Source organism: Polaribacter sp., assembly GCF_039939415.1.
GTDB lineage: Bacteria > Bacteroidota > Bacteroidia > Flavobacteriales > Flavobacteriaceae > Polaribacter.
On the sequence record NZ_JBDVJE010000016.1, the window covers coordinates 1 to 19,500 of the forward strand.

Annotated in this window: 22 protein-coding genes; 12 read left to right on the plus strand and 10 right to left on the minus strand. The window is 28.8% G+C overall.

All coding sequences use genetic code 11. The features are described 5' to 3' along the window. Nucleotides 1-174 precede the first annotated feature (174 nt). Nucleotides 175-1,536, plus strand: coding sequence for a polysaccharide lyase family 7 protein (locus ABJG40_RS03000; protein ID WP_348023101.1), 1,362 nt, complete (start codon nt 175-177; stop codon nt 1,534-1,536). Nucleotides 1,537-1,677: 141 nt separating this feature from the next. Here ABJG40_RS03000 and ABJG40_RS03005 read toward each other — a convergent pair whose 3' ends face one another. The 7 genes from ABJG40_RS03005 to ABJG40_RS03035 are packed head-to-tail and all read right to left on the minus strand — an operon-like array spanning nt 1,678 to nt 5,552. Continuing rightward, on the minus strand, nt 1,678-2,433 hold the full coding sequence (locus tag ABJG40_RS03005) for a LytTR family DNA-binding domain-containing protein (protein ID WP_348023102.1): 756 nt from the start codon (nt 2,431-2,433) through the stop codon (nt 1,678-1,680). 37 nt (nt 2,434-2,470) lie between these two features. Continuing rightward, a complete protein-coding gene (locus tag ABJG40_RS03010) occupies nt 2,471-2,785 on the minus strand; it encodes a 2TM domain-containing protein (RefSeq protein ID WP_348023103.1) in 315 nt (104 codons plus the stop codon). After that, a complete protein-coding gene (locus ABJG40_RS03015) occupies nt 2,785-3,123 on the minus strand; it encodes a 2TM domain-containing protein (protein WP_348023104.1) in 339 nt (112 codons plus the stop codon). The genes ABJG40_RS03010 and ABJG40_RS03015 overlap by 1 nt, the downstream gene beginning before the upstream one ends. After that, entirely contained in the window at nt 3,113-3,439 is a 327-nt protein-coding gene (locus ABJG40_RS03020) for a 2TM domain-containing protein (protein WP_348023105.1), read from the minus strand. Before ABJG40_RS03020 ends, ABJG40_RS03015 begins: the two co-directional genes overlap by 11 nt. Next, entirely contained in the window at nt 3,423-3,746 is a 324-nt protein-coding gene (locus ABJG40_RS03025) for a 2TM domain-containing protein (RefSeq protein ID WP_348023106.1), read from the minus strand. Before ABJG40_RS03025 ends, ABJG40_RS03020 begins: the two co-directional genes overlap by 17 nt. Further along, entirely contained in the window at nt 3,746-5,107 is a 1,362-nt protein-coding gene (locus ABJG40_RS03030) for a 2TM domain-containing protein (protein ID WP_348023107.1), read from the minus strand. The genes ABJG40_RS03025 and ABJG40_RS03030 overlap by 1 nt, the downstream gene beginning before the upstream one ends. 31 nt (nt 5,108-5,138) lie before the next feature. Beyond that, nucleotides 5,139-5,552 (minus strand): DUF2141 domain-containing protein, encoded by a 414-nt coding sequence (locus ABJG40_RS03035; RefSeq protein WP_348023108.1) that lies wholly within the window; start codon nt 5,550-5,552, stop codon nt 5,139-5,141. Nucleotides 5,553-6,155: 603 nt separating this feature from the next. On the opposite strand from ABJG40_RS03035, the gene ABJG40_RS03040 reads away from it, so the two are divergent. From ABJG40_RS03040 to argH, 11 genes are all read left to right on the plus strand, one after another. Further along, nucleotides 6,156-6,776, plus strand: a complete 621-nt coding sequence (locus tag ABJG40_RS03040) for a GNAT family N-acetyltransferase (protein ID WP_348023109.1) — start codon at nt 6,156-6,158, stop codon at nt 6,774-6,776. Between the two features lie 4 nt (nt 6,777-6,780). Beyond that, complete coding sequence (locus ABJG40_RS03045; protein ID WP_348023110.1) at nt 6,781-7,956, plus strand: argininosuccinate synthase domain-containing protein; 1,176 nt, start codon at nt 6,781-6,783, stop codon at nt 7,954-7,956. A gap of 2 nt (nt 7,957-7,958) precedes the next feature. Beyond that, on the plus strand, nt 7,959-8,936 hold the full coding sequence (argC, locus tag ABJG40_RS03050; RefSeq protein WP_348023111.1) for an N-acetyl-gamma-glutamyl-phosphate reductase: 978 nt from the start codon (nt 7,959-7,961) through the stop codon (nt 8,934-8,936). A 105-nt stretch (nt 8,937-9,041) separates the two neighbouring features. Beyond that, on the plus strand, nt 9,042-9,833 hold the full coding sequence (gene proC, locus ABJG40_RS03055) for a pyrroline-5-carboxylate reductase (protein ID WP_348023112.1): 792 nt from the start codon (nt 9,042-9,044) through the stop codon (nt 9,831-9,833). Between the two features lie 4 nt (nt 9,834-9,837). After that, entirely contained in the window at nt 9,838-10,968 is a 1,131-nt protein-coding gene (locus ABJG40_RS03060) for an aminotransferase class III-fold pyridoxal phosphate-dependent enzyme (RefSeq protein ID WP_348023113.1), read from the plus strand. 12 nt (nt 10,969-10,980) lie between these two features. Continuing rightward, entirely contained in the window at nt 10,981-12,174 is a 1,194-nt protein-coding gene (locus ABJG40_RS03065) for a glutamate-5-semialdehyde dehydrogenase (protein ID WP_348023114.1), read from the plus strand. A 1-nt stretch (nt 12,175) separates the two neighbouring features. Beyond that, nucleotides 12,176-12,940 (plus strand): glutamate 5-kinase, encoded by a 765-nt coding sequence (gene proB / locus ABJG40_RS03070; protein WP_348023115.1) that lies wholly within the window; start codon nt 12,176-12,178, stop codon nt 12,938-12,940. Between the two features lie 45 nt (nt 12,941-12,985). Further along, nucleotides 12,986-13,924: an N-acetylornithine carbamoyltransferase gene (locus ABJG40_RS03075; RefSeq protein ID WP_348023116.1), complete on the plus strand. Its 939-nt coding sequence runs from the start codon at nt 12,986-12,988 to the stop codon at nt 13,922-13,924. 39 nt (nt 13,925-13,963) lie between these two features. Beyond that, a complete protein-coding gene (gene argB / locus ABJG40_RS03080; RefSeq protein WP_348023117.1) occupies nt 13,964-14,740 on the plus strand; it encodes an acetylglutamate kinase in 777 nt (258 codons plus the stop codon). 2 nt (nt 14,741-14,742) lie between these two features. Continuing rightward, nucleotides 14,743-15,810, plus strand: coding sequence for a M20 family metallo-hydrolase (locus ABJG40_RS03085; protein WP_348023179.1), 1,068 nt, complete (start codon nt 14,743-14,745; stop codon nt 15,808-15,810). A gap of 115 nt (nt 15,811-15,925) precedes the next feature. Next, complete coding sequence (gene argH, locus ABJG40_RS03090) at nt 15,926-17,203, plus strand: argininosuccinate lyase (RefSeq protein WP_348023118.1); 1,278 nt, start codon at nt 15,926-15,928, stop codon at nt 17,201-17,203. Between the two features lie 28 nt (nt 17,204-17,231). On the opposite strand, the gene ABJG40_RS03095 is transcribed toward argH, so the two are convergent. The 3 genes from ABJG40_RS03095 to ABJG40_RS03105 are packed head-to-tail and all read right to left on the minus strand — an operon-like array spanning nt 17,232 to nt 19,487. Next, nucleotides 17,232-18,527, minus strand: coding sequence for a deoxyribodipyrimidine photo-lyase (locus ABJG40_RS03095; RefSeq protein WP_348023119.1), 1,296 nt, complete (start codon nt 18,525-18,527; stop codon nt 17,232-17,234). Beyond that, the gene (locus ABJG40_RS03100; RefSeq protein ID WP_348023120.1) at nt 18,520-19,002 is read right to left on the minus strand and encodes an SRPBCC family protein; all 483 of its coding nucleotides are present in this window, start codon (nt 19,000-19,002) and stop codon (nt 18,520-18,522) included. The genes ABJG40_RS03095 and ABJG40_RS03100 overlap by 8 nt, the downstream gene beginning before the upstream one ends. After that, nucleotides 18,999-19,487, minus strand: a complete 489-nt coding sequence (locus ABJG40_RS03105) for a CIA30 family protein (RefSeq protein ID WP_348023121.1) — start codon at nt 19,485-19,487, stop codon at nt 18,999-19,001. The genes ABJG40_RS03100 and ABJG40_RS03105 overlap by 4 nt, the downstream gene beginning before the upstream one ends. Nucleotides 19,488-19,500: the final 13 nt, after the last annotated feature.

Below are 19,500 nucleotides of genomic sequence, written 5' to 3' on the forward strand. Positions count from 1 at the left end.
TATATTCATAAAAAAATGAATTAAAAAATATAATTTATTAATTAAAGTGTTAAATATTTATTAAATTATCATTATATTTGGAAAACCAGATTGGTTATCCAAATTGGATAACCAATAAAAATTGTATTTAGTATGAAAGAAAAATTAATTAAAATTTAAAAAAAACCCTAAAAAATGAAATTATTAAATTTAAAAAAAACAGTATATTTATTTTTATCAATTACAATCCTGCTTTTTTCTAGTTGTAATACAGAAGAAACAATTTTACTAGAAGAAGATGCTTCTAATACAGGTAAAAAAGAATTATTAAGTTCAGATTTATTAGCAAAATCTTCAAATTCTGTACAATTAAGTTACAATAGTATATCTGCTTCAACACAACAATCCGCTAATCCTATTGGAAATATAGATGATAATTCTATGTCTACAAGATGGTCTGGCTACGGTAACTCAGTTCATGTAGATATCGATTTTGGTACTGTTGTTAGAGTAGATTACATAAAACTAGCTTTACATAAAGGAGATGAAAGAACTACTTCTTTCGATTATCTAGAAAGTAGTAATGGATCTTCATATACAAAAAAAGGTGGTAAAACTTCATCAGGAAACACAGAGTCACATGAAGAATTTGACTTAAGCAATATGGATACTCGTTATTTACGACTTACTTTTAAAGGAAATAGCGTAAGTGATTGGAATAGTGTTTTAGACTTAGAAATTTATGGAACTGGCGGAACTACTGGTGGTGGTTCTGGTTCTGGAAGCGGTAATAGTAGTACTCCAGGAGGAGTTTTAAATATTGATAACGATGATTGGAAATTAAATGGATTTACAGCTACACCAAGTTCTTCTGCAACATATTATGACGATGTAATGAGCCAAGTAAATGGAAATATTTCTACATGGAGTAATAGTAACTACTTTTATGAAAATAACGGATGGGCATATTTTAAATGTTACCGTGGTTTAGGTGGATCTGCAAATTCTGGAAATCCTAGAGTTGAATTACGTGAACGTATTAACGGAAGTAATGCTAGTTGGAATGGTGATAATGGAACTCATACAATGTCATTTACAGTTCGAGTAGACCAATTACCAATTGGTTATGACTCTGATGATAATGAAGACAGAACTACTGGAACTTTATGTTTTGCACAAATTCATGGACCTAGTGGTACAAATAGTGATGGTGTAGATGTAGATGACTTAATACGATTACAATTTGACGGTTCTGCTGGTCAAACAAGTGGTTCTGTAAAATTAAAAATTAGTGGATACATTACAGAAACACAAGGTGGTGGTAGTGAAAGTTTTACTGGTTATTCTTTAGATACTTCATATGATTTTCAATTAATTTTTAGCAATGATAGAGTTTCTGTTAAAATTAATGGAAGTGAAGTTTTTGGAAGAACTTTAAATACAGCAGGTAATGGTAGCTACTTTAAAATAGGTAATTACTTACAATCTGTACAGGAAGGTAGTTTTAACGGTTCTTATGGACTAGTTGGAATTAAAAACTTAACAGTATCTCATTAAGTTTATATATAACTAAATAAAAAAATCTAAATACAATTTTAAAGCAGGAGAAAATCTCCTGCTTTTTTTTATAAGTTAGCGAATTTAAAAACAAACTCAATTCAAAACCAAAAAAGTAATAAAAAACAAAAACTGACTGTGTTAGTCAATCCAATTTTTAAAGTCTTTTACACGCTCTCTACTTACAATAATTTCTGAATCTTTATAAGAATGTAAAACCAATTTTAAACGCGAATTAGAATAGGCTATTATGTCTTTAATTGCATTTATATGCACAATAAATGTACGATTTACTCTAAAAAAATGCTCTGGATTTAATTGTTCTTGCCAGTTTTCTAAAGAATGATCTAACAAGTAATTTCGGTTTTCTTTGGTATGAATATAGGTTGATTTGTTTTCGCTATAAAAACAATCTACTTCATCAATATGAATAATTTTTATATGCTGACCAACTTTAATAGTCAATCGTTTTTTAAATTTTCTATCAACAGGATTAATTAATAACTTTCTAATATCATCTAAATTAACCTGCACATCTGTTTGCTTTGGCTGATTTTCTTTAAACTTATCTACTGCCACTTTTAACTCATCATCATCTAAAGGTTTCAATAAATAATCAATACTATTTAATTTGAATGCTTTTAATGCATATTCATCATAAGCAGTGGTGAAAATAATAGCAGATTTTACTTCAATTTCTTCAAAAATTTCAAATGATAAACCATCAGAAAGCTGAATGTCTAAAAAAATTAAATCTGGATGCTCATTGTTTTGTAACCAATTTAAAGATTCTTCTACAGAATGTAACATTTGCTGAACATCTATTTCTAATTCAGCCAACATTCTATTTAACCTTCTAGCAGCAGGTTTTTCATCTTCAATTATTAATACATTCATTTTTTTTATTTTGGTTGTTAGTTGTTTAAATAAAGTATTAATCTTTATTCATAAATTCTTTTATTTTTCTTTCTTCCCAATTTTTTCCAAAAATATTTAAATAGCCAAATGTTTTTAAACCACTAAATAGTAAGAAAAAACCCCAAATTAACCAAATTGGTATGTGTACAAATCCGTCTTCATTAAAATGATTACTTATTACAAAATCTCCAAATATTTTAAAAGAAAATTTCCAAACAAACGTTAAAAACATATTTACAATAATAAAAATAACAACGTTTTTATAAAACTCTTTAATTTCTTTTACTTTTTGTTCTGCTTTAAACAGTTTTTGTTCCGTTAGATTTTCCATTATTTAAAATTTTTACGTTTTTCATCTTCTTTATCCATTAATTCTTTAATCTTTCTTTCTTCCCAACCGCTGCCAAAACCAATAGATTTAAACCCAAAAACTCCTAACCAATGAAAAAACATTCCTATTCCCCAAAAAAACCAAGTAGAATAAACTCCGAAATTAGAAAACGTATCAACTAAATCATATCCACTTTGTGTTAAACCAAAAATAATAACACCGCTTATAAATATGTTTACAATTATAAAAACAATTAAGTGCACATAAAAACCTTTAATTGCTTTTACTCTTTTTTTTGCTCTAATAAAACTTTCTTCTTTTAAATAATTATTTTCCACGCTTGTTATATTTATTTTGTTCTTGCATAAATTCTTTAATCTTATTCTCTTCCCATTCTTTGCTAAAGCCTATTTTGTTAAATCCAAAAACAGCTAACCAATGAAAAAAGACACCTATAAACCATCCTAATACAGCAAACCAAAAGAAATGGAAGCCTGGTACAAACATTAAATTTACAATAATTACAATAGGCATTGTTAATAGATAAACAAACAAATGCACATAAAACCCTTTAATGTCTTTTACTCTTTTTTTTGCTTTTAAGTAATTGTGCTCTTTGGTAAAATTTGCTTCCATTTTAATTTCTGTAATCATTTTTGTTCATGTATTCTTTTACTTTTCTTTCTTCCCAATCTTTATTAAAAAACAGGTTTAAACCAAATGTATTTAAAGCTTGAAAAATAATTCCAATACCCCAATAAAACCAAATTTTATAATTGTTGTTGTAAAAAATTGCTTGGGTTAAAGAGTCTCCATCATTCATATCTCCTGCAATAAATATGCAACTTAAAAAGATATTTACTACAATATAAATTGCCAAATGCTTATAGAACTTTGCTATTTTTTCTACTCTTTTACGAGCCAAAACATATTTTTGTTCTTTAGAGAATTCTTTTTCCATTACCTGTTTCTTTTTTGATGACTCTCTTTGTCCATTAATTCTTTTATCTTTTTATCTTCCCAGTTTCTACCTAAGAAAATGTTGTAATTGTTTACTTCTAAGAAGTGAAAAACTAAGCCCATACCCCATCCAAATATTGGAAACCAAAACCAATGGAATTGTGGTGAAAATCTTAAATTGATAAATATTAAAAAAGGAATTACTAAACAGTAAGAAGCCAAATTTTGATAAAATTCTTTTAATTTTTCTACTTTTTCTACGGCTTTAACGTAGTTACTATTTTCTAAATCTTCTGAGTACATAATATTGTTCATTTTATAAAGGAGAGGTAAACTCACCTTAAAAGTTTTGTTATTATTTTCTATTTTAACAGATTTGTCTGTTATTAAACCATATCGATCTGCAATGTTTTGTAAACCTACTTTGGTACTTTTACCTATAGCTTCTTTAGGGTTAATATTATTTGCTATAATTAAATAATTATTTTCTTCGTAAATTGAAATTTCTAATGGTTTTGATGATGAAACCACATTGTGTTTTACCGCATTTTCTAATAAAAGTTGTAAAGACAATGGCACTATTTTTAATTCCGAATTACTTATCGAATCAGGAATATTAAATTTCACAGCATCTTCAAAGCGCATTTCTAATAATTGCATGTAAGTTTTTGCAAATTTTAATTCTTCTGCTACTGGTACTAAATCTTTATTTCTTTGTTCTAAAACATACCTATAAACTTTAGACAATTTGGTTGTAAACTTTTCTGCCTGATTTGGGTTTTCGCCAATTAAACTGGTTAACACATTTAAACTATTAAACAAAAAGTGTGGATCTAGCTGGTTTTTTAAAGATTCAAACTTTGCTGTTTCGGTTTTAGCTACAATTTCTTGTTTTGTAGTTTCTTTGGTCATAGCAGATTTCCAGTTAATCATAAAACCTCTAGCATGTAAAAAGGTAGAAATACCTAAAGAAAGTACAATGTAAAACAAATGAACCCACATAAAGTCTCCCTTAAAAAAGTTCTCTCCAGAATTGTTGTTAATTAAAACAAAAACTACATAATCTATTAATAATACAACTGGCACTGTATATAAAACAGTTCCTATAATACCTGCCCAAACTCTTTCATTTGTTTGTGTTATCCAATCCCACTTTACAGTTAAGTAATTGTTTATTAATCCATTTCCAAATCCAATTCCAAAAGAATACATTCCAGATATTAAGAAAGTCCACATAAAACCTTCTAAAGAAGTTTGCCCAAATATAAACCCGAAGATTAATCCAAAAATTATAGTTAACTTTAAACAAAGAATTGCTCCTTTTTTAACACTTCTTATGGTAAATATTTCTTGGTTTTCCATTGTCAATATACTTGTATTCTTAAATTGCTTACTAAAATCTAATTTCTAAAGATACATTTTTATCCTCAACAGCAAACTTAGCATCTTCAAATTTTGGTGGTCCAAAATTCATAACATTGTTTGATGCTCCATAATCTTCTAAAGGCATTCCATTAGATTGAAAATCCATTTTATTATTATCATTTTTATCATGATAACAAATAATTGCATATTCTCCAGCTTCAACATTTTTAAATTCTACAATGCTTTTTCCGTCAACAATTTTAGATGAAGTTGCTTTAATTGGTTTCAATCTAAAATTTGTTTTGTTATATAATGCAAATCCTACTTTACCAGAATCTGAAGATACATTTATTACAGTTGCTGTTATTGTTTTGGTCTGAGCTGTTATTTGATTCGAAATAAATAACATTGTTGTTGCTAAAAGAGCTACGATAAGTTTCATAATATTTTGTTTTTATTGGTTAATTATGGTACAAATATGCAACTGAAGTTTCCTTTTTTAAATTAAAGAGTACCGAATTGTATTTTTTTTAGGATGAATTGTAAATTTTATTAAAATTGATATGATTTCAATTAATTTATATTAAAACTAATTATGAAATAAAACCTTAAATTGGTTTTCAATAGAATAATTTTTAACTCAAAAACCAATTTTGTTAAAATTTGATAAAACTTCTAAAAAAATAGTAGACTTATGGTAATAGGTTTAAAAAAATATATACTTTAGCAACATGATTACTTCAAGAAGAAATAAATTATGTACTACAATAGTTCCCGTTTTGCGCCCACGCAATCGACGTAGCTAATATTCTACTTTAGCCTCCTTATTACCTATTATAGTATTTAACAATTTTTATTTTTTTATTTTGAATCTTTCTTACAAAACTTACTTACAAACTTTAGTTATTTTAAACAATAACAATAATGTACAACGCAGTTTTTCTATTCGCCCTTTGGGGTATTAGATATTTATGGAATTTAGGTGAGTCCGATTCTACTTTAAGACAAAAACAAACAACATTTTACAAAATAAAAACACAATGCAATGGAAATTGTAATTGCTAATAAATCACATACAGTTTACGCAGAAATTATTTGCAAAACCATAGAAGATGCCGCTCAAGTGAGAGGTACAGGTATTGCAAAAAGAAAACCTGCTTATGTTGCTGCCAAAATGGAAAATGGCAACGCTGTTATAGCTTTAGACAAAGGTAAATTTGCCGGATTTTGCTATATTGAAAAATGGGGTCATGGTAAATTTGTTGCCAACTCTGGTTTAATTGTACATCCCGATTACAGAGGTATTGGTTTAGCTAAAAAAATTAAACTTAAAATTTTTGAACACTCTAGAAAGAAATATCCAAATGCAAAAGTTTTTAGTATCACTACTGGTTTACCAGTAATGAAACTAAACAGTGACTTAGGATACAAACCTGTAACTTTCTCTGAATTAACAGACGACCAAAGCTTTTGGGACGGATGCCAAACTTGTAAGAATTATGATGTATTAACAAGAACAAACAGAAAAATGTGTTTATGCACAGGTATGTTATTTGATCCCAAAAAACAAAATGAAAAAGAAAAACCTGTAGAGGTCAAAGAAAATGTCTTTAAGAGACTTAAAAAAATGAAACAAAACTTATTTCTAAAAAAGAATAAAAAATAATATCATGAAAAAATTAGTTATTGCATATAGTGGAGGATTAGACACATCTTATTGTGCTGTAAGTTTATCTAAAGAATACGAAGTACATGCTGTAAGTGTAAATACAGGAGGGTTTACAACCGAAGAAATAAACCATATAGAAAGTAATGCTTATAAAATGGGTGTTACCACGTACAAAAATATTGATGCAGTTGCCACTTTTTACAACAAAGTAGTTAAGTATTTAATCTTTGGTAACGTTTTAAAAAATGCTACTTACCCACTTTCTGTGAGTGCAGAAAGAATTATTCAAGCAATAGAAATTGTAGAATATGCAAAAAGTATTGGTGCAGAATATATTGCTCATGGAAGTACTGGTGCCGGAAATGACCAAGTACGTTTTGACATGATTTTTCAAACTTTGGCTCCAGGTATAAAAATTATTACGCCTATTAGAGATCAAAAACTAACTAGACAAGAAGAAATAGATTATTTAAAAGCTGAAGGAATTAACATGAATTGGGAGAAGTCTAAATATTCTGTAAACAAAGGCCTTTGGGGAACAAGTATTGGGGGTGTAGAAACTTTAAAATCAGAAAAACCTTTACCTAGTGAAGCATATCCTTCTCAATTAGAAAAAGAAGGTGAAGAAAAAGTTACATTAACTTTTAATAAAGGTGAATTTGTTGCTTTAAATGGTCAAAAAAATGCACCAGAAGTTAATATTGAAAACTTAAACAATATTGCATCTGCTTATGCTATTGGTAGAGACATTCATGTAGGTGATACAATTGTTGGGACAAAAGGAAGGGTTGGTTTTGAAGCTGCTGCTGCTTTAATCACCGTAAAAGCGCATCATTTATTAGAAAAACACAACTTAACAAAATGGCAGTTACAACACAAAGAATATTTGTCTAGTTTCTACGGAATGCATTTACATGAAGGCCAATATTTAGATCCTGTAATGAGAGATACAGAAGCTTTTTTACAAAGTTCTCAAAAAATGGTTTCTGGTAATGTTGTAGTTACTTTAAAACCTTATCATTTTTCTTTAGACGGAATTGTTTCTGATCACGATTTAATGTCTAGTGCATTTAGTACATATGGTGAAGAAAATAAAGCTTGGACAGCTGATGACGCAAAAGGGTTTATTAAAATACTAGGAAATCAGAACAAAATATATCAACAAGTAAATAAATAATTATGTTAGAAGTAGGAATTATTGGAGGTGCTGGTTATACTGCAGGAGAATTAATTAGATTATTATTAAATCACCCAGAAACAAATATCAATTTTGTGTACAGTACTTCTAACGCTGGTAACAAATTGTATAAAGTACACCAAGATTTAATTGGTTCTACAGAAATCAGTTTTACAAATGATATTAACCCTGATGTTGATGTATTATTTTTATGCTTAGGCCATGGAAATTCAACTGCTTTTTTACGAAAAAACAGCTTTTCTGATAATACAAAAATCATTGATTTAAGTAATGATTTTAGACTAGTTGCTGATAAAAATTTTGAGGGAAAAGAATTTGTTTATGGTTTACCTGAACTAGATAAAGAAGCTATAAAAACAGCTCAATATATTGCTAATCCAGGTTGTTTTGCAACGGCTTTACAATTGGCTATTTTACCTTTAGCAGCAAACGGTTTGTTAAAAGATGATATTCACATAAATGCTGTTACAGGTGCAACTGGTGCAGGAACTTCACTTTCTGCAACAACACACTTTACTTGGAGAGATAATAATTTTTCTCATTACAAAGCATTTAATCATCAGCATTTAGGAGAAATAAATCAGACTGTTAATCTTTTACAACCAAATTTTAATTCAGAAATTAACTTTATGCCAAATAGAGGTGATTTTTCTAGAGGAATTTTTGCAACTACATACACAAAGTTTGATGGTTCTCTTGAAGAAGCTAAAAACATTTATAAAGATTTTTATAAAGATGCAGCATTTACAATAGTTTCTGATGAAAGCATATTTATGAAACAAGTAGTAAATACAAATAAATGTTTGGTACAATTAGAAAAACACGGAAATAAATTATTAATAACAAGTACTATAGATAATCTACTTAAAGGAGCTTCTGGTGCAGCAATACAGAACCTAAATTTAATGTATGGTTTTAAAGAAACTCTTGGTTTAAATTTAAAAGCAAATTATTTTTAATAGTAAGCAATTGCGTTAGCGATTGAAAAGACATCCTTTTTGGAGGTACGAAAAAAAAAATATAATGTAAAGCGCGACCTTTAGGTAACGCGAAAAAAAAAAATTATGAAAGTAGCAATTATTGGAGCAGGAAGTTTAGGTCAATCTATAGCAAAAGGTTTGTTAAAAAACAACGTTGTACATACTTTGTATTTAACAAAACGAAATACAGATTCTCTTAGTGATTTTAATGTTTACAAAGAAGTAATTATTACTTCTGATAATGTAAAAGCTGTAAGAAATTCTGATATTTTAATTTTTGCTGTTCAGCCAAGACACTTAAAAGATATTTTAGATCATTTAAAATATAAATTTAAAAAAGATCAAATTGTAATTTCTGTTATTACTGGTTTTTCATTAGCTAAAATTGAAAATATAATTGGAAATAAGCATTATACAATTAGAGCAATGCCTAATACAGCTGCTTCTGTTGGGCAATCTATGACTTGCCTTTCTGCAAATGAAAAAGGAAAACAAAAAATAGAATTAGCCAAAACTATTTTTAATAGTTTAGGTCGTTCTATGGTAATTCCTGAAGAACAACTGCAAGCTGCTACAGTTATTTGTGCAAGCGGAATTGCTTTTTGGATGCGTTTAATACGTGCAACAACTCAAGGTGCAATTCAATTAGGTTTTGAGGCAGATGAAGCACATGAATTAGCTATGCAAACTTGTTTTGGTGCTGCAACCTTATTAAAAGAATCTGGCAAACACCCAGAAGCAGAAATAGATAGAGTTACAACTCCTGGAGGTTGTACAATTGAAGGTTTAAATGAAATGGAACACCAAGGTTTAAGCTCTTCTTTAATTCAAGGAATTAATAAATCTTTTGATAAAATTAACCAAATAAAAAACTAAAGCTATGCCATTATTTAATGTTTATCCTTTGTATGATGTTACTCCTGTAAAAGGAAAAGGAGTATATGTTTACGACGAAAATAAAAGAGAATATTTAGATTTATATGGAGGTCATGCTGTAATTTCTATTGGACATGCACATCCAAAATATGTTGATGCTATTTCTAACCAAGTAAAGAAATTAGGTTTTTATTCAAATGCAATCCAAAATCCTTTACAAAAAAAACTTGCAGATACTTTAGAAAATGCTTCAGGTTGTAAAGATTATGAGTTATTTTTATGTAATTCTGGTGCAGAAGCAAATGAAAACGCATTAAAATTAGCTTCTTTTAAAACAGGGAAATCTAGAGTTGTTGCCTTTAAAAACGGTTTTCATGGTAGAACTTCTGCGGCTGTTGCTGCAACAGATAATAAAAATATTATTGCGCCAATTAACGCACAACAAAAAGTTACTATTTTAAATTTAAATGATATTGATGGCGTAAAAACAGAACTTGAAAAAGGCGATGTTTGTGCAGTTATTGTAGAATTTATTCAAGGTGTTGGTGGATTAGATGAAGCTACAAAAGAATTCTTTGAAGAAGTTGATTTACTGTGCAAAGAAAATAATACTTTTTTAATTGCTGATGAAGTACAATCTGGTTATGGAAGATCTGGTAAATTCTTTGCTTTTCAACATTACAATGTTACTCCAGAAATTATTTCTATTGCAAAAGGAATGGGGAATGGTTTTCCTATTGGAGGAATTTTAATTCATCCAAGTATTGAAGCAAAATTTGGAATGTTAGGAACAACATTTGGAGGTAATCATTTAGCTTGTGCTGCTGGTTTAGCTGTTTTAGATGTTATTGAAGAACAAAAATTATTAGATAATGTAAATGAAATGTCTTGTTATTTTATAAAAATTGCAAAAACAATTCCGCAAATTAAAAAAGTTAAAGGAAAAGGTTTAATGTTAGGATTAGAATTTGATTTTGAAGTTGGAGATTTGCGCAAGAAATTAATTTACGATTATCAAATCTTTACTGGTGGAGCAATGAATAAAAAATTATTACGAATCTTACCTCCACTAACTGTAAGAAAAGATCATATCAATCAGTTTTTTGAAGCATTAGTTGATGTCTTAGAAGATTAGAAAAGAAAAATAATGAATACACTATTGTCTATAGAAACTAGAAATGCTGTTTTACTAACAATGGCAGAACTTCTTGATAAAGAAAGAGAAGCTATTATAAATATTAACAAAACAGATTTAGAAGCTTATAAAGGAAATGACATTTCTATGTTCGATCGTTTAAAAGCTGATGATGTAAAAGTTGATGAAATGATTAAAGCTGCTAAACATTTAGCATCACAAGCAGATCCTGTTGGTGTAGAACGCTTTCGTTTTAAGCATGATAATGGTATGCAAGTTTATAACAAAACTGCTTCTTTTGGAACGGTCTTAATCATTTATGAATCTAGACCAGATGTAACAGTAGAAGCTGCAGGAATTGCCTTTAAATCGGGTAATAAAATTCTTTTAAAAGGTGGTAAAGAATCTTTACATTCTAATTTAAAAATTGTTGAATTGTGGCACAAAGCTTTAAAACAACACAATGCGAGTACTGATTGGGTAGAATATTTACAATTTAACAGAACAGAAACGCAAGCTTTTTTAGAAAAACCAACGCAAAAAGTCGATTTAATTGTGCCAAGAGGAGGAGAACGTTTAATTGCTTTTGTAAAACAACACGCAACTTGTCCTGTTATTATTAGTGGTCGTGGAAACAATTTTGTGTACGTTTCTAAAGAAGCCAATTTAGACATTGCAATTGACATCATTTTAAACGGAAAATCGAAAATTTCTGCTTGTAATGCTGTTGATAAAGTTTTAATTGATGAAAATTTGGCTGATAAATCAACTTTTATCAATCAGTTAAATTTAAAACTACAAGAAGCTAAAATAAAAGTTTTAGGTGATGAAATTGTGGCTAGAAATCATCAATTAGAACAAATTTCATCCAACGAAGTTTGGTACGAAGAATTTTTAGATTACAAAATTGTAATTGGTGAAATTTCATCCAATGAAGCTGCAATTTCTATGATTAACAAATATGCTGGAGGTCATTCTGCTGCAATCATTACTAAAGATGAAACCGAAGCAAAATTATTTATGGAAAACGTAGATACTGCTGCTGTTTATCATAATGCATCTACGCGTTTTACAGATGGTGGTCAGTTAGGTTTAGGTGGAGAATTAGCAATTAGTACAGATAAATTACACCAACGTGGACCAATTGGTTTACAACATTTGGTAACTAATAAGTGGTACATTCATGGAAATGGACAAATAAGATAATATGCAAAAAAAGAAGCGAATTTTACTTAAAATAGGCTCTAATACTTTAACTAAAGAAACCAATAATATCTCTAGAGGTAAAATTGAAGATATTGCTAGTCAAATTGCAAAACTTAAAGATTCTTGCGAATTTATTATTGTAAGTTCTGGTGCTATTGCAGTGGCCAAACAGTTTGTAAAATTAGAAAGTAAACAAGAAGATGTCTTTGTAAAACAAGCTTTGGCATCTATTGGTCAGCCTCATTTAATCAGAATTTATCAAGAAATTTTTAGAGAATATGGTTTATTAAGTTCTCAATGCCTACTCTCCTATTCAGATTTTGAAAAAAAAGAAAGTAAAACTAATATTGTAAATACCATTAATGTTTTGGTAAACAATAATTACATTCCTATCATTAATGAAAATGATACTGTTGCCACTGATGAAATTAAATTTGGTGATAATGATAAATTGGCAGCTTTAACTGCTACTTTGTTAAATGTAGATTTGTTGATTATTGCTACAAATACAAACGGAATTTACACAAAAGAGTCTTTCAAAAATAATAATCCAGAAACTATAAAAGAAGTTACTAATTTTGAAGATTTAAGAAATGAAGTAGTTAGTTCTAAATCTTCTCATGGAACTGGAGGAATGGAATCTAAAATTGAAGCTGCTGCATTAGGAAAACGAGCAAATATAGAAACATGGATTGTAAACGGTCTAGAAGATAATTTTATAGTGAATGCTATGAATAATACAGCTCCGTTTACCAAAATAAAATAAAACTATCAATTGCAATGGACTTAAATCCATTGTTAAAATAAAAACATGAAGAATTACACATCCATAAACGACATAGACAATATTAATTCTTGGATTGAAGAAGCCAAAGAAATTAAAGCAAATCCGTTAGCAAACAAAGAATTAGGTAAAAACAAAACTTTAGGTTTATTATTTTTTAATTCAAGTTTACGTACACGTTTAAGCACCCAAAAAGCGGCTTTAAATTTAGGAATGGATCCTATAGTAATGAATGTTTCTGGTGATGCTTGGGGAATAGAATTTGGAGATGGAACAATAATGAATGGTAATACTGCAGAACATATTAAAGAAGCTGCACAGGTGGTTTCTCAATATTGTGATGTAATTGCTGTTAGAGCTTTTCCGAGTTTAACAGACAAAGAAAAAGACGAATCTGAGCAAATTTTAAATTCGTTTGTAGAATTTGCTTCTGTACCAATTGTTAGTATGGAAAGTGCAACTGGTCATCCTTTACAAGGATTAACCGATGCAATTACCATTGCAGAAAATACTGTAAAAAACAAACCGAAAGTGGTTTTAAGTTGGGCGCCTCACGTAAAAGCGTTGCCACACGCAGTTGCCAATAGTTTTACCCAAGCAATGCAAAAAATGGATGTTGATTTTGTAATTGCAAATCCAGAAGGATATAATCTAAATCTGGAAATAACAAAAGACACACCTATTTATCACAATCAAGAAGAAGCTTTTAAAGACGCTGATTTTGTGTATACAAAAAACTGGAGTTCTTACGAATCTTATGGTCAAATATTAGATGTTGATGACAATTGGACCATCACAAAAGATAAAATTAGAGATGCTAAATTTATGCATTGTTTGCCTGTTAGAAGAAATGTTGTTGTTGAAGATGCTGTTCTAGATTCTGATAGTTCTTTGGTTATTGAACAAGCAAATAACAGAAGTTATGCTGCGCAATTAGTATTAAAGAAAATATTAGAAAATAATTAGGAGATCGCTTCGTAAACTCGCAATGACGAATACAAAAAAATGAAAAAACTATCAATCATAAAAATAGGAGGAAATATCATTGAAGATGAAACTTCTTTAAATGCTTTTTTACAACTATTTTCTAACCTTGAAGGACATAAAATTTTAGTTCATGGTGGTGGAAAACGTGCTACACATATTGCATCAAAATTAGGTATTGAATCTAAAATGATAAATGGTAGACGTATTACTGATGCTGAAACTTTAGAAGTAATTACAATGGTTTATGGAGGTTTAGTCAACAAAAATGTGGTGGCTAAATTACAAGCTTTACAAGTAGATGCAATTGGTTTAACTGGTGCAGATATCAACAGTATAAAATCAGACAAAAGACCTGTAAAAGATATTGATTTTGGTTTTGTAGGTGATGTAAAAAAAATAGCTTCTAACTCTATTGACAAATTAATTCAGGCAGATTTTACACCTGTTTTTTGTGCCATTACTCACGATGGAAATGGACAATTATTAAATACAAATGCAGACACAATTGCAAGTACCATTGGTGTTGGAATGAGTGATATTTATGATACATCAATATACTATTGCTTTGAATTAAATGGTGTTTTACAAGATTTTGCTGATAAAAATTCGGTAATTAAAAACATCAATTCTAATACCTATAAAGAGTTATTAGAAAACGGAATTATTTCTGATGGAATGATTCCGAAATTAGACAATTGTTTTGATGCGCTTAACAATGGCGTGCAAAAAGTTCATATTGGTAATACAGCAATGCTAACAAAAGAAAACGATAATTTTACAACAATTACATTATAATGATGACTATTGAAAAATTAACAGAAAAAGCAATTTCACTTTTAAAAAGTTTAATTGAAACGCAATCTTTTTCTACAGAAGAAGACAAAACTGCGGCCTTAATTGAAGCTTGGTTTATTGAATTTGAAATTCCGTTTAAAAGAACTAAAAATAACGTTTGGGCAACCAACAAATATTTTGATGAAAGCAAACCAACTTTATTATTAAACTCGCATCACGATACTGTTAAACCCAACTCAGCTTACACAAACGATCCTTTAAAAGCATTTGTAGAAGATGGTAAATTATTTGGTTTAGGTTCTAATGATGCTGGTGGATGTTTGGTATCTTTAATTGCAACTTTTACCAATTTTTATGCTCAAGAAAACTTGAAATACAATCTGGTAATTGTAGCTTCTGCAGAAGAAGAAAATAGCGGACCAAATGGATTGAATAGTATGTTGCCAATAATTCCACATATTGATGTTGCTATTGTTGGTGAGCCAACTTTAATGAATTTAGCGGTTGCAGAAAAAGGTTTGGTGGTTTTTGATGCAGTTGTAAAAGGAACTCCAAGTCACGCTGCTCATCCAAATGATAACAATTCAATTTATAATACAATTGAAGTTTTACAGTGGTTTAAAGATTATGAATTTGAAAAATCTTCTGATGCTTTGGGTGATGTCAAAATGACAGTTACTCAAATAAATGCGGGTAAACAGCACAATGTAGTTCCTGCTCATGTAGATTTAGTAGTAGATGTTCGTGTAAACGATGCGTATTCTAATCAAGAAATTGCAACAATTTTACAAGAACAATCACCTTGCACAGAAATAACACCAAGAAGTGTAAGATTAAATTCGTCTTGTATTTCTACAGAACACAATTTAGTAAAAGCCGGAATTGCAATGGGAAGAGAAACCTATGGATCGCCAACACTTTCAGATCAAGCAGTATTATCTTGTCAGTCTTTAAAATTAGGTCCTGGAGATAGCACACGTTCTCATTCTGCAAACGAATTTATATATTTGGCAGAAATTGAAGAAGGAATACAGGTTTATGTTGAATTATTGAATCGTGTAATTGCTTAAATAGATATAAAATAATATAAGTTGTCATTTCGACCTTGTGGAGAAATCTAAATTAAAAAGATTTTTCGACTTCATTACATTTCGCTCAAAATGACAGCAAAAAACAATAAAAAATATGAAACTTTGGGACAAAGGATTTTCAATAGATAAACAAATAGAAAACTTTACAGTAGGTAACGATAGAGAAATTGATATTCACATTGCAAAATATGATGTTCAGGCTTCTTTAGCACACGCAATTATGCTAGAATCTATAGGAATTATTACTACTGATGAATTAACAGATTTAAAAAGAGGTTTGCAAGAATTAGCAACGGATATAGAAAACGGAACCTTTGTAATTGAACCTTCTTTTGAAGATGTACATTCTAAAATTGAATGGGAATTGACCAATAAATTAGGCGAAGTTGGTAAAAAAATTCATACTGCTCGTTCTAGAAACGATCAAGTTTTAGTGGCTTTACAATTGTATTACAAGGAGAATTTAGCCGTTGTAAATGATAAAGTAAAATCACTTTTTGATACTTTATTAAACCTTGCAGAAACTCACAAAGATTCATTATTACCAGGTTATACACATTTGCAAGTTGCCATGCCATCATCTTTTGGATTGTGGTTTTCTGCGTATGCTGAATTATTAATCGACGATGTTTATGTATTAAATGCAGTTTCTAAAGTTGTAGACCAAAATCCTTTAGGTTCTGCTGCTGGTTATGGTTCTTCTTTTCCTATTGATAGAGAATTAACTACTAAAGAATTAGATTTTGAAACTTTAAAATACAACGTAGTTGCTGCTCAATTAAGTAGAGGGAAAAGCGAACGCTCAATTGCTGCTGCTTTAGGCGGATTGTGTAATACAATGGCTCGTTTTGCAATGGATGTTTGTTTGTATATGAGTCAGAATTTTGGTTTTATAACTTTTCCTGATGAATTAACAACCGGAAGTAGCATTATGCCACATAAAAAAAATCCTGATGTTTTTGAATTAATCCGTGGAAAATGTAATAAAATTCAAGCTTTACATTCAGAAATGTTATTAATTACGAATAATTTACCAACAGGATATCACAGAGATTTTCAATTATTAAAAGAGAATATTATTGCAGCTTTTGAAGATGTTAAAGATATTTTAGACATTTTTAATTATTCTATACAACAAGTAATTGTAAAAGATATTGATTTGAATGATGAAAAATATCAATATTTATTTACGGTTGATAGCATCAATAATTTAGTAGTTGAAGGAATGTCTTTTAGAGAAGCCTATCAACAAATTGGTGGTCAAGTACAAGCAGGAACGTATAAGCCAGATTTAGGAAAACAACATTCTCATGTAGGTAGTATCCATAATTTATCTTTAGATAAAATTGCTGAGAAATATCCTAAAAATTAAAAAACTCATTTTGAGTTAAAATTTCTACTTATAAGAAGCTATTTAATGCCTTTTTATAAGTAGAAATTGCCCTTTCTCTAGCAAACTTATGCTCTACAATTGGTTTAGCATAGGTTAACTCATCAAAATCTAACACCCATTTTCTAACATATTGTAAATCTTTATCAAACTTTTTTAATTGTGTTTCTGGATTAAAAACTCTAAAATAAGGAGCTGCATCACAGCCTGTTCCTGCAGCCCATTGCCAATTTCCGTTATTAGCAGATAATTCATAATCTAGTAACTTTTCTGCAAAATAAGCTTCTCCCCAGCGCCAATCAATCAATAGGTGCTTACATAAAAAGCCAGCAGTTATCATTCTAACTCTATTATGCATGTAACCTGTTTCATTTAATTGTCTCATTCCTGCATCAACTAAAGGATAACCTGTTTCTCCTCTACACCATAATTTAAATTCTTCTTCATTATTTCTCCAAGGAATTACATCATATTTCTTCTTAAAATTATGAGTAACTACTTTAGGAAAATGAAATAAAATTTGCATGAAAAATTCTCTCCAAATGAGTTCATTTAAAAAAGTAGCATTTGTTTTTAAAGCTAATTGAACCATTTTACGAACACTTACCAAACCAAATCGTAAGTATGGAGATAAATTAGATGTTTTATTTAAATATGGAAAATCTCTAATTTCATCATAATTATAAAGATTGTGTAAATTGTATGGTTTTAATTTTATTAGACTTTCTACAAAACCTATTGTTTCTATCTGTGGAAAATTAGTAGAAAACTTATAAAAACTAGAAAAATCTATTCTAAAATCTGTAGTATCATTTAGTTTATCAAACTTTTGAAGCCATTTATTTTTATATGGTGTAAAAACGGTATATGGCAAACCATCATTTTTTAAAACTTCATTTTCTTCAAAAATAACTTGATCTTTAAATCTTAAAAATTTAATGTTATTAGAGTTTAAAAACTTACGTATTTTATCATCTCTTTTTAAGGCATAAGGTTCGTAATCTTTATTTGTATAAACAGAATGAATTGTAAATTCTGATGCCAGGTTTTTCCAAATCTCTAAGGGATTTCCTTTTTTTATTAATATCGATGATCCTTTTTCTTTTAATTTTAAGTCTAGTTCTAATAATGCTTTATAAATTAAAGAAACCCTTGCATCATCTTTGGGTAATTTATCTAAAATTTCTTCATCAAAAATAAATATAGGAATTACTTTGTTTCCTGATGTTAGGGCTTTATTTAAAGCTACATTATCTTCTAATCTTAAATCTCTTCGAAACCAAAAAAATGTATTTTTTTTATTCATTAAAAAGTTTTTCTAACGTTATGAATCGATGTTCGAAAATTGTTTTTAATTGTTTTTTTATAAATAAAAACTGAGCAAAATGGCCTAAAAATCCAAATGGAATTTTATATGAAATTTTATCTTTCATTAATGTTTTACCGTTTTCTAAATCCTCAAACCAATGTTCATGATGCCACATTTTATAAGGTCCGAATCGTTGTTCATCAATAAAAAAACTTTTATCTTTTACTTGTGTAATTTCAGTTACCCAATTTGTTTTTATCCCTGGTAAAATACCAACTTTATAAGTAATAATTTGGCCTTTATATGCCTTTTTATCAACTTTAGAAGTTATGGTAAACCCCATATGTTTTGGAGTAATATTTTCTAAATTTTGGGGAGCACTAAAAAAACACCAAGCTTCTTTTAAAGGCACATTTAAAATTTGTTCTGTAGTTAGGGTATAAATACCCGAATGTTTTTTTAATTGAATCATTTAATATAAATTTTTTCTATTTCTAAAGCAAATTTTTCGTTTTTCTTGTTTCCTATAAATATGGCAATTTCTTTAATAGTATTACCTGAAAAATTTTCTTTATTTAATTTACAACCTCTAAATGAAGGATAAAAATCTAATAAATTTAAAGTTATTTCTTCTATTTCTTTTTGTGTTTGAAAAGATTGTATATACCAATATTTCTGATCTATTTTTGATTTAATTCTAAACTGATATTTTTTACCATCTCCTTTTAACTTTATAATGAGTTGAGAGTTTTTATCAGAAAAATCAATATTTAAAGGCATTTTAATCATTGTAAAACCGCCATTATTTTCTATTGAAACATCCCCAAAAAAAATAAGATTCCCTTTTTCTGTTATTAAAGATTTAGAACTAGAAATACCTCCCATTACTGTGTCGTTTACAGTAAACCAATTATTATTTTTATTGCTTTCATCAAACAATATTGTGTCATTATTCATAAATCAAAATGTT

Bases quoted from the DNA above. Each gene is read 5' to 3' on its own strand.
- argB (WP_348023117.1), top strand. From the start codon at position 13,964: ATGAAAAAACTATCAATCATAAAAATAGGAGGAAATATCATTGAAGAT.
- ABJG40_RS03085 (WP_348023179.1), top strand. From the start codon at position 14,743: ATGACTATTGAAAAATTAACAGAAAAAGCAATTTCACTTTTAAAAAGT.
- ABJG40_RS03005 (WP_348023102.1), bottom strand. From the start codon at position 2,433: ATGAATGTATTAATAATTGAAGATGAAAAACCTGCTGCTAGAAGGTTA.
- ABJG40_RS03065 (WP_348023114.1), top strand. From the start codon at position 10,981: ATGAATACACTATTGTCTATAGAAACTAGAAATGCTGTTTTACTAACA.
- ABJG40_RS03035 (WP_348023108.1), bottom strand. From the start codon at position 5,552: ATGAAACTTATCGTAGCTCTTTTAGCAACAACAATGTTATTTATTTCG.
- ABJG40_RS03095 (WP_348023119.1), bottom strand. From the start codon at position 18,527: ATGAATAAAAAAAATACATTTTTTTGGTTTCGAAGAGATTTAAGATTA.
- ABJG40_RS03105 (WP_348023121.1), bottom strand. From the start codon at position 19,487: ATGAATAATGACACAATATTGTTTGATGAAAGCAATAAAAATAATAAT.
- proB (WP_348023115.1), top strand. From the start codon at position 12,176: ATGCAAAAAAAGAAGCGAATTTTACTTAAAATAGGCTCTAATACTTTA.
- proC (WP_348023112.1), top strand. From the start codon at position 9,042: ATGAAAGTAGCAATTATTGGAGCAGGAAGTTTAGGTCAATCTATAGCA.
- ABJG40_RS03040 (WP_348023109.1), top strand. From the start codon at position 6,156: ATGGAAATTGTAATTGCTAATAAATCACATACAGTTTACGCAGAAATT.
- ABJG40_RS03000 (WP_348023101.1), top strand. From the start codon at position 175: ATGAAATTATTAAATTTAAAAAAAACAGTATATTTATTTTTATCAATT.
- ABJG40_RS03045 (WP_348023110.1), top strand. From the start codon at position 6,781: ATGAAAAAATTAGTTATTGCATATAGTGGAGGATTAGACACATCTTAT.
- argC (WP_348023111.1), top strand. From the start codon at position 7,959: ATGTTAGAAGTAGGAATTATTGGAGGTGCTGGTTATACTGCAGGAGAA.
- ABJG40_RS03060 (WP_348023113.1), top strand. From the start codon at position 9,838: ATGCCATTATTTAATGTTTATCCTTTGTATGATGTTACTCCTGTAAAA.
- ABJG40_RS03075 (WP_348023116.1), top strand. From the start codon at position 12,986: ATGAAGAATTACACATCCATAAACGACATAGACAATATTAATTCTTGG.
- ABJG40_RS03020 (WP_348023105.1), bottom strand. From the start codon at position 3,439: ATGATTACAGAAATTAAAATGGAAGCAAATTTTACCAAAGAGCACAAT.
- ABJG40_RS03030 (WP_348023107.1), bottom strand. From the start codon at position 5,107: ATGGAAAACCAAGAAATATTTACCATAAGAAGTGTTAAAAAAGGAGCA.
- ABJG40_RS03010 (WP_348023103.1), bottom strand. From the start codon at position 2,785: ATGGAAAATCTAACGGAACAAAAACTGTTTAAAGCAGAACAAAAAGTA.
- ABJG40_RS03025 (WP_348023106.1), bottom strand. From the start codon at position 3,746: ATGGAAAAAGAATTCTCTAAAGAACAAAAATATGTTTTGGCTCGTAAA.
- ABJG40_RS03100 (WP_348023120.1), bottom strand. From the start codon at position 19,002: ATGATTCAATTAAAAAAACATTCGGGTATTTATACCCTAACTACAGAA.
- argH (WP_348023118.1), top strand. From the start codon at position 15,926: ATGAAACTTTGGGACAAAGGATTTTCAATAGATAAACAAATAGAAAAC.